General features: G+C 52.4%; 14 protein-coding genes. All 14 read left to right on the top strand.

Going from position 1 to position 13,009, the window contains the following annotated elements:
- Window positions 1-89 precede the first annotated feature (89 nt).
- The 14 genes from amrS to HX448_RS06140 all read left to right on the top strand — a co-directional run bounded on the left by amrS (window position 90) and on the right by HX448_RS06140 (window position 13,005).
- Window positions 90-1,106: an AmmeMemoRadiSam system radical SAM enzyme gene (gene amrS / locus HX448_RS06205; RefSeq protein ID WP_102330120.1), complete on the top strand. Its 1,017-nt coding sequence runs from the start codon at window positions 90-92 to the stop codon at window positions 1,104-1,106.
- 147 nt (window positions 1,107-1,253) lie between these two features.
- Window positions 1,254-2,570 carry an AmmeMemoRadiSam system protein B gene (gene amrB / locus HX448_RS06200; protein WP_102330542.1) on the top strand — a complete coding sequence of 439 codons (1,317 nt, stop codon included), beginning with the start codon at window positions 1,254-1,256 and terminating at the stop codon, window positions 2,568-2,570.
- Window positions 2,571-2,613: 43 nt separating this feature from the next.
- Entirely contained in the window at window positions 2,614-2,892 is a 279-nt protein-coding gene (locus tag HX448_RS06195) for a hypothetical protein (protein WP_102330121.1), read from the top strand.
- A complete protein-coding gene (locus HX448_RS06190; protein WP_162485841.1) occupies window positions 2,889-3,509 on the top strand; it encodes a hypothetical protein in 621 nt (206 codons plus the stop codon). The genes HX448_RS06195 and HX448_RS06190 overlap by 4 nt, the downstream gene beginning before the upstream one ends.
- Window positions 3,510-3,673: 164 nt before the next feature.
- Complete coding sequence (locus HX448_RS06185) at window positions 3,674-5,020, top strand: replication-associated recombination protein A (protein WP_102330123.1); 1,347 nt, start codon at window positions 3,674-3,676, stop codon at window positions 5,018-5,020.
- Between the two features lie 247 nt (window positions 5,021-5,267).
- Window positions 5,268-5,450, top strand: coding sequence for a hypothetical protein (locus tag HX448_RS06180; protein ID WP_162485842.1), 183 nt, complete (start codon window positions 5,268-5,270; stop codon window positions 5,448-5,450).
- Window positions 5,451-5,600: 150 nt separating this feature from the next.
- Window positions 5,601-7,148 carry an acyl-CoA carboxylase subunit beta gene (locus HX448_RS06175; protein WP_102330125.1) on the top strand — a complete coding sequence of 516 codons (1,548 nt, stop codon included), beginning with the start codon at window positions 5,601-5,603 and terminating at the stop codon, window positions 7,146-7,148.
- 145 nt (window positions 7,149-7,293) lie between these two features.
- Window positions 7,294-7,473, top strand: coding sequence for a hypothetical protein (locus HX448_RS06170; protein ID WP_190259848.1), 180 nt, complete (start codon window positions 7,294-7,296; stop codon window positions 7,471-7,473).
- Between the two features lie 11 nt (window positions 7,474-7,484).
- The gene (locus HX448_RS06165) at window positions 7,485-9,506 is read left to right on the top strand and encodes a pyruvate carboxylase subunit B (protein ID WP_102330126.1); all 2,022 of its coding nucleotides are present in this window, start codon (window positions 7,485-7,487) and stop codon (window positions 9,504-9,506) included.
- A gap of 119 nt (window positions 9,507-9,625) precedes the next feature.
- Window positions 9,626-10,879, top strand: coding sequence for a 3-isopropylmalate dehydratase large subunit (locus HX448_RS06160; protein WP_102330127.1), 1,254 nt, complete (start codon window positions 9,626-9,628; stop codon window positions 10,877-10,879).
- Window position 10,880: 1 nt separating this feature from the next.
- Window positions 10,881-11,375 carry a 3-isopropylmalate dehydratase small subunit gene (locus HX448_RS06155; protein WP_102330128.1) on the top strand — a complete coding sequence of 165 codons (495 nt, stop codon included), beginning with the start codon at window positions 10,881-10,883 and terminating at the stop codon, window positions 11,373-11,375.
- Between the two features lie 62 nt (window positions 11,376-11,437).
- Window positions 11,438-12,514 carry an isocitrate/isopropylmalate dehydrogenase family protein gene (locus tag HX448_RS06150; protein ID WP_102330129.1) on the top strand — a complete coding sequence of 359 codons (1,077 nt, stop codon included), beginning with the start codon at window positions 11,438-11,440 and terminating at the stop codon, window positions 12,512-12,514.
- A gap of 39 nt (window positions 12,515-12,553) precedes the next feature.
- Window positions 12,554-12,775 carry a type II toxin-antitoxin system HicB family antitoxin gene (locus tag HX448_RS06145; protein ID WP_102330130.1) on the top strand — a complete coding sequence of 74 codons (222 nt, stop codon included), beginning with the start codon at window positions 12,554-12,556 and terminating at the stop codon, window positions 12,773-12,775.
- Window positions 12,772-13,005, top strand: coding sequence for a type II toxin-antitoxin system HicA family toxin (locus HX448_RS06140; protein WP_102330131.1), 234 nt, complete (start codon window positions 12,772-12,774; stop codon window positions 13,003-13,005). Before HX448_RS06145 ends, HX448_RS06140 begins: the two co-directional genes overlap by 4 nt.
- Window positions 13,006-13,009: the final 4 nt, after the last annotated feature.

The following is a 13,009-nucleotide window of genomic DNA, read 5'->3' as shown; positions in this document are numbered from 1 at the left end:
TAGGATTTATTTAATTATTTTTTCGATGTCTCAGACCTCATAGGAATCCCATGCGGAGTGATATAATCGGTGTCGAGGAAGTCGAATAGATGTACCCAGCCTTGCTTTGGGAAAAACTAGCGGAAAAAAGGGTTAAATGCCGAACCTGCCAATGGTACTGCGAAATCAATGAAGGCAAACTTGGAGTCTGCCGGATGTACCGGAACCAGGGTGGGGAACTTTACAACCTCAATTACGCAAAAGTGTCGTCGGTGGCTGTAGATCCAATTGAGAAGAAACCACTTTATCATTTCTATCCGGGGACCGATGTGTTTTCACTGGGATCCTGGGGCTGTAATTTCCATTGTAAAGGGTGCCAGAATTGGGAGATCGCTTGTCCGGAAACTGACGAGGGCTTGCACCAATCCCGAGAGATCCTGCCTGCGCAGGCCATAGCGATGGCCCAAAACTCGGGTAGTGCCGGGATCGCCTGGACCTATAATGAGCCTTCAGTCTGGCTCGAATACACACTTGAATGCGCCAAACTGGCAAAGCAAAAGGGTCTCTACACCGTTTACGTCACCAACGGTTACGCTTCGATAGAACATCTGGATACCATCGGTCCGTACCTCGATGCCTGGAGAGTGGACATCAAAGGATTCAACGATGAAACGTACAAAAAGATCGGCAAGGTGCCGCATTTCGAGGGCATACTCTCCACCGCCGAACGGGCAAAATCGAAATGGGGAATGCACGTGGAGGTGGTGACAAACGTCACCCCTGGGGTCAACGATGACGATGCTCAAATCATGGGCATCGCAGACTGGATTGCCCGCAGGCTAGGCAAAGATACCCCGTGGCATATCACCCGTTTTCATCCTCACCGGCTGATGCGGGATTACCCGGCAACGCCGATCGAAACACTCGAACACGCCTACGAACATGGCAAGGCGGCAGGATTGGACTTCGTGTACCTGGGCAACGTGCCCGGCAACGAGCACAATGATACCATATGCCCTTACTGCAGCAACCGGGCTGTTATAAGAACCGGTTTTTCTTCACGCGTCGTCGGCCTGGACGGATCAAAATGCGCCAACTGTGGAACCGATCTGAATTTCAGAGTTTAATGAATGACCAAGACACAAGATACAATAACCAAACAGATCCCAACTACTAAAATCCGAAAGCGCAAATATTCTTAGGAGTTTGGGAGCGGGGAACTTGCCAGGTTACAGGTAACTATTGATCAATAAGATGAGGTGAAACCTATGGTTATGACCCGACAGCCTATTGCCTCCGGCAGGTTTTATCCGGGGAACGCGGAACAGATAAAAGCCCTCATCGATTCTTTTACGCAGGGCAATGAGGACAAAGTCGATGCAATCGGAGTGGTAGCTCCACACGCCGGCTACATTTACTCCGGTTCGGTCGCGACTGCAGTATTCTCGCGAGTCGAACCAGCGGACACCTATATCATCATCGGGCCGAACCATACTGGGATGGGTAAGCCATTCTCGATCATGACTGTCGGTTCATGGAAGACGCCTCTTGGTGAAGTCCCGATCGATTCAACGTTGGCTCAAAGTATTCTGGCGAAATCCAAAAACCTTCAAGAGGACCGGACGGCACATCAGAACGAGCATTCAATCGAAGTGCAGCTACCCATCATCCAATATTTCAAACCCGACCTTAAAATCGTACCGATCATCCTTTCGGTGGCGACCCTGGAAATTTACCACGAGATCGGCGCCGCTATCGCGCAGGCGATCAAAGAAACTGATGGGAAGAGTATCCTCATCGTTGCATCATCGGACATGACGCACTACGAATCGCAGGAGGCAGCCTCCGCCAAAGATCACAGGGCTATCGAGGAAATCCTGAAGCTCGATGAAGAAGGGCTTCTTAACAGAGTTGTCAAAGAACGCATATCCATGTGCGGGTACGCGTCGGTTGTGACCATGCTCACAGCGGCCAAGATTTTAGGAGCGAAAACCGCCGAACTTGTTCGCTACCAGACTTCCGGCGACGCATCCGGAGATTATTCTGCTGTTGTCGGTTACGCAGGGGTCATCGTCCGCAGATACGAAATGTCGCCTTTGGTAAAACTGGCAAAGGAAACCGTCGAGGCGTATGTTAAAGAACGAAGAATACCGAAGCCACCGGTGGAACTTACGCCCGAAATGAAAGAGCAGGCCGGCGTCTTTGTATCCATTAAGAAGGATGGGCAACTAAGAGGCTGCATCGGAACTTTTGAACCGACGCGTGCAAACGTCGCCGAGGAGATCATCGCCAACGCTGTGTCCGCCGCCACTCGCGACCCCCGGTTTTTGCCAATTACACCGCAGGAACTCGATCGGCTGTCGATTAGCGTGGACGTCCTTACCAAACCCGAACCCGCCGAATTCAACGAACTCGATCCCAGGAAGTACGGTGTTATCGCTGAGTGCGGTTATCGTCGAGGCTTGTTGTTACCCGACCTTGAGGGCGTCGATACCGCCAAAGACCAGGTGAGCATATGCTGTCAGAAGGCTGGCATCTCTCCAAACGAGCCGATAAAGCTCTCAAAATTTCAGGTGAAGCGCTATCATTAATAGGTTTATAATACGTTTGTAAACCTCGTTTCAGGAGGCAGTCATGGCTTACGGTGGCGCCGCCGCGGCACACGCCGCAGTGGTTCAGGCAGTCAAGACCTCCGGGGTAATCGTTAGACTGGAACCATCGGAATTTGTCCTGATTGCTAGTAAAGCCAGGAATCCGTTAATCGTGGCCTCTAAAGCCGGGTGGCGAGGGAATAAGTTCAGCTACCTCACAAGCTATAAAGGGTTAGCTTTCTACGCCCAATCATCACAACCGCTTGACCTCCCAGGCGATGCCGAGATCGTCAATGCGAAGCAAATCTGGGTTCCATCGTGACGACACCTGAAGTGCTCTACCGGGAAGATATCAGGCAGCCAGTGATGAAGTTGGCGGCAGGGGCGATGGCGTTCCTGGCGATTGTTTTTGTCGTACTTGCCTTTACCGATCCATTTGCGGCCGGTGGGCGCGGCGATGGAGCCGGGGAATTTTTCATCCCGGCGGCTCTCTTCCTCATCCTGGCTACTTTCGTGATATCTTTCGGTAAATTCACGGTAATTGCTACTTCCGATCGGTTGAACATCATTGCAGGGATGAACAGCAATTCTATCTACTGGGCCGAGATCGAATCCTTCGGGGAAGATTTCAGCCGCCGCTCACCTGGAAATCCTCTGACCGCGGTGCCGACAGCACAAGATGGCGAGCGTGTGATGGTTTATGCCATCGGCAGTCTGCCCAGGGTGGAAGTGCAGTTGCGACTTAACAACCTGCGTCGGTTGATCTTTCCTACTCGTCACCTGGATGAGTTGATGAACCTGATTAAGGAAAGATCGAGGAACACACCAGAGATCAGCGCTGACAGGACGGTACAACCTGAAGAGGAGCTTGTCAAAATCGACTGGGATCGTCAGTGGCCTGGCGGATTCGGCGGCCCTCCTATATTCCGTTTACCTTGAACGAATTGATGGAATCTTTAAGGGTAATACCGGTCGTCGCACAGTACGATGGTTGGCAAAGGTGAGATTAATCTTAAGTTGGAAAACAGACGCCACGGGCATTACCATTTTTTCAACCTACCATCCCGATACGGTGATAGAGATTCTCCACGAGAGGCTGAAAAATGCCCCAGGACATGTTCGAAGCACATTTTGAAAAACTGAGAGACGTAACGGCGCCGCTGGCAGCCCGGATGCGTCCGCAGACCCTGGCTGATTACGTTGGGCAAGAGCATCTCGTTGGGGAGGGCCGTGCCTTGCGACGGGCGATCGACGCCGGGGAACTGCCATCGATCATACTTTGGGGTCCGCCGGGTTCCGGCAAGACGACCCTGGCGCACCTCATGGCCAAGGCAAACCAGGCCTATTTTGCCCAGGTGAGCGCAGTTTCGGCAGGCGTCGCTGACTTACGCAAGATAATAGAGGAAGCAAAGCAGAGGCGGCTGGGGCAGAACCAAAAAACCATTCTCTTTATTGATGAGATCCACCGCTTTAATAAGGGTCAACAAGATACCATTTTGCCCTATGTTGAAGACGGCACTGTGACTCTCATCGGCGCGACGACGGAGAATCCATCGTTTGAGGTCATCTCTCCGTTATTGTCGAGAGCGCGTACCTATGTCCTTAAGGGTTTGACCGGCGAACAGATGCGGACGATCCTCGATCGTGCGATTTCTGACACAGAACGCGGCATAGGCACATCCAACGTCATTTTGTCAGATGAGGCGGCCGCCCAGATCGTTAACCTCGCCAGCGGTGACGCTCGCATTGCCCTCAATATTTTGGAACTCGCCGCCCGCACCACGCCGCCGGACAAAGCCGGCAAGCGCAACGTCTCTGTCGAAGCCGTCGAGGACGCCGCCCAAGCCAAGACACTCCTGTATGATCGGGCAGGGGAGCAGCATTACGATATTATCTCGGCTTTACATAAATCACTTCGCGGCTCCGATCCGGATGCCTCTCTTTATTGGTTGGGCCGGATGCTGGAGGCTGGCGAAGACCCGCTGTTCGTCGTTCGCCGTTTGATCCGATTTGCTTCAGAGGACATAGGGATGGCCGATCCGCAAGCATTGGTGATTGCGATTGCAGCTCAGCAGGCGGTTCATTTTGTAGGTATGCCGGAGTGTAACGTGGCGCTTGCGCAGTGTGTAGTATACCTGGCCACGGCTCCCAAGAGTAACTCGCTTTACACCGCTTATAAGCGAGTGCAAGAAACCATATCCAAAAATCCCATCGAACCGGTGCCTCTCCACCTTCGCAACGCTCCAACGGGACTGATGAAGGACCTGGGTTACGGTAAGGGCTACAAGTATGCCCATGACTTCCCCGGCGGCTTTGTGAAGCAGCAGAACCTGCCGGATTCGCTCAAAAACAAACGCTTTTACTTTCCGACGGATATCGGGCAGGAGAAGATCATCGCAGCCAGGCTTAAGAACTGGTTCCCGGAGCGCGAAGAAAAAATCCGCGAGTAGCCGACAGGCATTCTGATAAAGTTTATCTTCTTTTCCCAATCAGATGGGAATTCACTCTTTGAATTATTGTAATCCCTTATTTCAAAACGAGTACCAAAAATATTCATTAGTAGGTACTAGTACCTATTGACAGGTACTAGTTCAGGACTATATAATCAGCTCACTTCCTCAGACTGGTACTAGTCCTACAGTACAATACCAGATTGTACCGTGGCTGGAGGGGGAAAGAAATCGGAGGCACGGTCAGATGAAGCAATCTAATTTCAATGTCGCCACCCAGCACTGCGGTCTCTGCCATTATTCCGGTTACTCCAATCGTTGCACCTTTTTCGATGACGGTTACTGTCCTTATATCCAGAGTGTGAAAGAGATCAAGCAAACGGGGAAACTGGTACTGGAGCAAGAGCACGTGCCCACTGTTGCTGCCTGATGACAGGAACTTCGCCGAAGTAAAATACCTCTTCCAAACCTGAACTTGAACAAGTCGCCAAACGACCGCGATCGCGGTCGTTTTTTGTTTGCCCATCCCCAACCCTTGTGCTAAGATAGCGACATTCTGGTTTGGGTGAATGGTTGTTCAATGAATGATAAATTGACCGAACTCGAAGCTAAAAAGAAAGAAATTGCCGAGGGTGGTGGCGAGGCGAGGGTAAAAGCGCAGCACGCCCGCGGCAAGTTGACGGCGCGTGAGCGTATCGAAAAATTACTCGATCCCGGTTCCTTCACCGAGTTATCAGCGTTTTGCTCGCATCGATCTACGGATTTTGGATTAGCTGATACTGTCCATTCGGGAGATGCCGTCGTTACCGGTTCAGGCACAATCGGCGGACGGAAGGTTTTCCTGTATTCTCAGGATTTTACGGTACTCGGCGGATCCATTTCCGAAGTCGTTGGCCAGAAGGTCCGCCAGATTGTTGACATGGCCATCGATCAAGGCGCTCCTTTGATAGCGATTAATGATTCAGGCGGTGCCCGGATTCAGGAAGGCGTGGCCTCATTGTGCGGCGTCGGCGATATTCTGCTCCTGAATGCGTTAGCATCAGGGTCGATACCCCAGATCTCGATCATTGTGGGTCCATCGGCGGGCGGCGCCGTTTACGGCCCCGCTTTGACCGATTTTGTCTTTATGGTTAAAGGCATGGGGCAGATGTATATCACCGGTCCGGATGTGGTTAAAGCGGTCACCGGCGAAGAAGTTACCCATGAAGCTCTTGGTGGTGCAGATGTCCATGCCCGGAAGAGCGGGGTCTCCCATTTCACTTTTAATTCCGAGGTAGATTGCTACGAAGCTGTCCGGAGGCTGTTATCCTTTATCCCGTCGAGCTTCAAAGAAGCCCCGCCCCGGGTGGCGACAAAGAAAACTCACGGCCCGCAGAACGATGAGACACTAAACACCATCGTGCCGGATGATCCTAAAAAAGCCTACGACATGAAAAAGGTCATCACCGCAGTCATCGACAATGGCGATTTTATGGAAGTGCACGCTGCCTTTGCCCCCAATATGATCGTCGGTTTTGCGCGTGTTGACGGTCAGAGTGTAGGCATCGTCGCCCAACAGCCGAACTATCTGGCGGGCGTCATTGATATTAACGCCTCCGTCAAAGCGGCTCGTTTCGTCCGTTTTTGCGATGCATTCAACATTCCGCTTGTCAGTTTTGTCGACGTACCCGGCTTCATGCCCGGCGTTGACCAGGAGCACGGCGGCATTATCCGCCACGGCGCAAAGCTTATATTCGCTTACGCCGAGGCGACAGTACCCAAGATCACTGTCATCACCCGGAAAGCCTACGGCGGAGCTTATATCGTCATGAGTTCACGTCACTTACGAGGCGATATCAACCTGGCATGGCCTTGCGCCGAAATCGCCGTCATGGGTGCCGAGGGAGCCGTGGCTGTTATCCACCGTAAAAAGATCGCCGAGTCCGCCGAACCGGAAGCCGAACGCCAGCGCTGCGTCTCCAAGTACCGGGAGAAATTTGATAACCCCTATCAGGCAGCGGCTCTCGGCTACGTAGACGATGTCATCGTCCCAGCCGAGACGCGTCCGCGCTTGATCCAAGCGCTCAAGGTCCTCGCCGGAAAGCGGGGTAGGAACCCGGCCAAAAAACACGGGAATATTCCCCTGTAATTCCGGCTAAATCTAAGGAAGCTGTTGTGTTTAGGCCGCTCGGGGTGAGCTCGTCGAGCCATCGATGGCTTTTTGAATTCTGACATAAAACGTTTCATTCGTGCTTTAATCGCGATACCCTTTTCAGCTAGAATAACATGGGTATGTGTTTTCTGACATTAAGATGATGAATCACTCCGAAATCGCTATAATAAGCGCTGCCGTTCTTGCCTATCTGGAATCCGAAGGCATGAACGTAGCAACTCTTGACGAAACCAGGCTCAGGGCGATCATTACAGTCGCCCTTGCCTCGTATCTTGAAACTGAATCGACGGTTTCAGTCTAAAGGGGGAGAAAATGCCGGTCCAGCCACTGAAAATCACTGATCTTACTCTTCGCGACGGCCACCAGTCACTCCTCGCCACCCGAATGCGAACCGATGACATTCTGGGAATCATCGGCGACATGGATCAGGTCGGTTTTCATTCCATGGAAGTTTGGGGCGGCGCCACCTTTGACGTGCCGATCCGTTTCCTGAATGAAGACCCCTGGGACCGCCTGCGCGAGATGAAAAAGCGTGCAACCAGAACTCCCCTCCAGATGTTACTCCGAGGGCAAAACCTGGTTGGCTACCGCAATTACGCCGACGATGTCGTCACAGCCTTTGTAGGGCATGCCGCGGATTGTGGCGTCGACATCTTTCGCGTCTTTGACGCTGTAAATGATGAAAGAAACTTCGAGACGGCCCTTAAAGCGATCAAATCCAAAGGCAAGCACGCGCAGCTCGCCATCAGCTACTCGCTGACCGAGCGGGTTATGGGTGGTCCTGTCTATAACCTCGAATACTACGTCGAAAAAGCCAAAACCTTCGAGGACATGGGCGCAGACTCGTTCTGCATCAAGGATATGGCGGGTATCATCGCGCCAAACGATGCCTACACCTTGGTCAAAGCCTTGAAGAAAGCCATTAAGATTCCCATTCAGTTCCATTCACACTACACCTCCGGTATGGCCTCGATGAGCATGCTGAAAGCGGTAGAAGCTGGTGCTGATATCGTGGATACCTGTCTTGCTCCCTGGGCGTTACGCACCTCACATCCCGCCGTTGAGCCGATGGTGGTGTCTTTGACCGGTACTCCTCGTGATACCGGTCTTGATCTTCATCAATTACTCAAGATCGGTGATTATTTCGAAACTATCTCACCGAAGTATCGTGACTTTATGGACACAACCAAAATGGCGGTTATCGACACCGCGGTGCTGGAACACCAGGTACCCGGCGGCATGATCTCTAACCTTGTTTCCCAGCTCCGCGAAGCAGGAGCTCTCAACCGCATCGACGAGGTCTATGACGAAATACCTCGCGTTCGCAGGGAGATGGGTTTCCCGCCGCTTGTCACTCCAACGTCCCAGATCGTGGGAATCCAGGCGGTGCAGAACGTTCTCTTCGGACGATACAAAGTTATCTCCGCCCAGGTCAAGGACTACTTTTACGGCCTGTACGGGCGGCCGCCGATGCCGGTCGAACCGGAGATCCAGAAATTGGCGTTAAAAGGCTACGAACGCGGCGAGGTGCCAATTACCGTTCGTCCCGCCGATGTCCTCAAACCTGAACTCGAAGCTGCCAAGGAAGCCACAAAAGGCATCGCCAGGGATATCGGTGACGTTTTAACCTATGCATTGTACCCGCAGGTTGGTCTCCGTTTCCTCAAATGGAAATACGGCCTGGAGAATCCACCCGCCGATACCAAACCCAGAACTCTCGAGGATGTAAAACGAGAAGACGATCTTGTTACCAAAGCCAAGTCTGGCAAGTTGGTGGAAAAGTCAGCAGAAAAAGTTAACCCGGTCCCGACCGCCACGCTAATTGCCCCCGTAGGTGGACTTCGCCATTTCAATGTCCATCTGGATGGTAAAGTCTATTGCGTTGGCGTCGAACCGACCGCCTCTGTTGCTCCGGCCGCTACGTATATCGCACCGCCCTCTGTCGCGACACCAGCTGCTCAACTTGACTCAAAGCCGTTGTCTCCTGCTCCAGTTGAAATCAAACCCGTCGCCGCCAAGGCGATCGAACAGGCCAAACCTGCGGAAGCTCCCAGGCCGGTCGAGGCACCGATTGCCAAGACCGAGGCAAAGTTACCTCCCGCTGGGTCCGAACCCTGCGGCGAAGATGTGCTTGCCCCTATGCCCGGAGTCATTCTCCGATACGAAGTCAAAGTCGGGGACAAGGTTAAGTCAGGTGACACCGTAGTGGTCCTTGAAGCGATGAAAATGGCCATTGATCTGCCTTCGACGACCGACGGCACCGTTGCCGCGATCAAGTTCGGCGTCGGTGATCGTGTCTCCCGCGACGATGTGCTTGCGATAATTGCTCCTTAACTTCTGTTTTCTACCCCTCGATGAGACGGGAATTAAGAGAGTGCGACATTTTGAGCTTGGTGCTTTAATTTTAAAATTATTTTCGGATTTCGTGCTTCGATATTAGAATTTGAGGTTTTATGAGTAAGACACTCGCAGAAAAAATACTCTCCGAAAAAACCAAACAGGATGTTAAACCAGGTGACATCGTCGTCTCACCGGTAGATTGGGCGTTGGTGCAAGATACGACCGGCCCCCTTACTGTACGCGAATTCCTCGGACTAGGACTACCAAAGCTAGCCAATCCATCGCATACCATAATGTTCATCGATCACGCCGCGCCCTCACCGCAGAAACAGCTTTCGTGCGACCATACTTTTCTTCGCAAATTCGCCAAAGATTACGGCGCAGTGTTGTCTGATGTTGGCGAGGGTGTCTGCCACCAGATAATGGCAGAGAAGTATGCACGGCCGGGTGACGTCATTGTCGGCGCGGACTCCCACACAGTGACCGCAGGCGGGCTTGGCGCTTTCGCTACGGGCATGGGATCTTCAGATGTAGCCGCGGCTTTTGGCCTGGGAAAGACCTGGTTCCGCGTTCCGGAAACATTCTACATCCGCCTTACTGGTAAGCTCCAAAAATACGTGACCGCCAAGGATGTCATCCTCCATCTTATCGGCAGTATCGGTGCAGACGGTGCTACCTATCAAGCTCTTGAGTTCGGTGGGGAAGGCTTGCGTACTCTACCTGTATCTGACCGTTTGACTATCGCCAATATGGCCGTCGAAGCTGGCGCTAAGGTAGGCATTTTCCCATCGGATGACGCCACCCTCGAATATCTCAATCAACAAGGTCGCAAAGCAGATCACCGCTTCCTTTTTGCCGATGCTGATGCGGCATACGAGCGGTTAATAGAAATAGACCTCTCCAAACTTGAACCAACGGTTGCCAAACCTCACACTGTGGACAACACAGCCATTATCGATGAGGTTAAGGGGACGAAGGTGGATCAAGTTTTCATAGGCACGTGCACCAATGGCCGTCTGGAAGACTTGAAACTTGCAGCCGACATCCTCCGCGGCAAACGACGCAACCCGGCGACCCGCCTTCTCGTCGCCCCGGCTTCCCCCCAAATCATGTTGGCAGGCATGCGTATGGGATATATCCAGGACCTGGTAGAGGCAGGCGCCCTTATATTGCCGCCTGGTTGTGCGGGTTGTCTCGGCGTCCACCAGGGCGTCCTCGGGGATGGAGAGACCTGCCTTTCCACCGCCAATCGCAACTTTCTCGGGCGCATGGGCAATCCGGAAGGATTGATTTTCCTTTCAAGCACACCGACAGCCGCCGCTTCCGCCATTACCGGCGTTATCACCGATCCTCGGGAGGTAGCATAACATGCTCACGGGCAAAGCCTTCAAATTCGGCGATGATATTTCCACTGACTTAATCGCCCCCGGGCGCCTGGTGCATCTGCGGAGCAATCTGCCGGAACTCGCCAAGCACGTCATGGAGGATGCCGATCCAACTTTTTCGGCGAGAGTGAAGCCAGGTGATTTCGTTGTTGGCGGCAGCAATTTCGGTCTTGGTTCAAGTCGCGAACACGCACCGGTGATTCTTAAAATGGCAGGAGTTTCTGCCGTTCTCGCCAAGTCGGTTGCCCGTATCTTTTTCCGCAATTCGATCAACGTCGGATTGCCGATTTTGATCTGCGACACCGATCGAATAAACGATGGCGACGAACTCGATGTAGATCTCACCAGCGGCACTATCCATGACCGGACAAACGGGGAAACGCTGACATTCGGTAAAATTCCGGACGCCATGTTATCCATCCTTAACGAAGGCGGCTTGATGCCTTATATCAAAAAACACGGCGATTTTAAGATTTAAACAAACTGTCATTATTAGAGCAGGCAAGAATCTCGATTTTCGGCAGTAATTGAAGGAGCACAATGGTTCATAATGTAACTCTAATTCCCGGTGATGGCATCGGTCCTGAAATCTCTGATGCCACCCGGCGCGTCCTGGAAGCCACCGGAATCAAGTTCCATTGGGAAGTGGTTCACGCCGGTAGCGACGTCATCGCTCAGTACGGGACTCCCCTACCTGACAATGTTCTTGAATCGATCAGAAAGAACAAGGTGGCCATCAAAGGGCCCATCACCACCCCCGTCGGTAGCGGTTTTCGCAGCGTCAATGTCGCCATTCGAAAGGCTCTTGATCTTTACACTTGTTTACGGCCGTGCAAGAGCTACGAGGGGATCCCATCCCGCTATGATAAAGTCGATTTAGTCATTGTCCGCGAAAATATGGAAGATCTTTACGCTGGAATCGAATTCGAACGCGGCACCGAATGGGCTGAAAAGCTGAAGCAGATGCTCAAGGACAAAGGAGAGAAACTGATCCGTGAGGATGCCGGTTTTTCCATCAAGATGATTTCGGAAACCGGCACCCGCCGCATTGTGAAGTACGCCTTCGAATATGCCCGGCGTTACGGACGGAAGAAAGTCACGGCGGTACATAAGGCCAATATTTTGAAATTCTCCGACGGCCTGTTTCTGGCAGTCGCCCGCGATGTGGCTACCTCTTACCCAGAAATCGAGTTCGAAGATCGCATCGTGGACAACATGACTATGCAACTGGTCAAGAACCCACAGCAATTCGATGTTCTTGTCTGTCCCAACCTCTACGGCGATATTTTGTCTGATCTTTGCGCCGGGCTTGTGGGCGGTCTGGGTGTTGCGCCGGGCGGCAATATCGGCGACCAATATGCTGTCTTTGAGCCAACCCATGGCAGCGCACCCAAATACAAAGGCATGAACAAGGTCAACCCTATGGCCATGATGCTCTCAGGTGTGCTGATGTTGCGTCACCTGAATGAGCCTACAGCTGCCGATCGGTTGGAGAAAGCCATCGCCTCGGTAATAGCCGATGGTGCGAGCGTCACCTATGATCTTTTACCGCCGGAAAAACAGTGCTTGGCAGTCGGGACGTCGCAGGTGGCAGATGCTATAATAGCCCGATTGTAAGACGGCATCCCCCGGAAATCGGGCAGATTTGGGGCAAAAATGAAATACACCGTTATTATTGAAAAAGGCCGAGAAGCGGGCTTTATTGCCAAAGTGCCGGCACTCAAGGGGTGTGTTTCACAAGGTAAAACCAGGATTGACGCTATGAAGAACGTCAAAGAGGCAGCGGAGGCTTACATCGAGTCCCTGATCGAAGGGGGATTTACGATTCCGATTGAAGTCGGCCGTGACTACCTCCAAATAGAGGTCACCGCCAAGTGACCTTGAATGCCAGAGGACTCACCGGCAACGCAATGTCCCGGCTCATGCAAAAAGCCGGTTTCAATGTGAGTTACAAGAAAGGCCATCATATCGCCCTACAGCGGAAGGAGCCTTTTACCACCCTGATAATCCCGGATAATCAAACACTCGACTCGGGAACTGTGGACGCCTTACTCGATGACGCCTGCATTTCCGACGAAGAATTCAAGAAATTACTTCAAAGGAAGTAAAAGC

Source organism: Dehalogenimonas etheniformans (genome assembly GCF_014672715.2).
GTDB classification, from domain to species: Bacteria; Chloroflexota; Dehalococcoidia; order Dehalococcoidales; family Dehalococcoidaceae; genus Dehalogenimonas; species Dehalogenimonas etheniformans.
The sequence above is the reverse complement of the archived record's forward strand: the minus strand, read 5'-3'. Positions and strand labels throughout refer to the sequence as shown.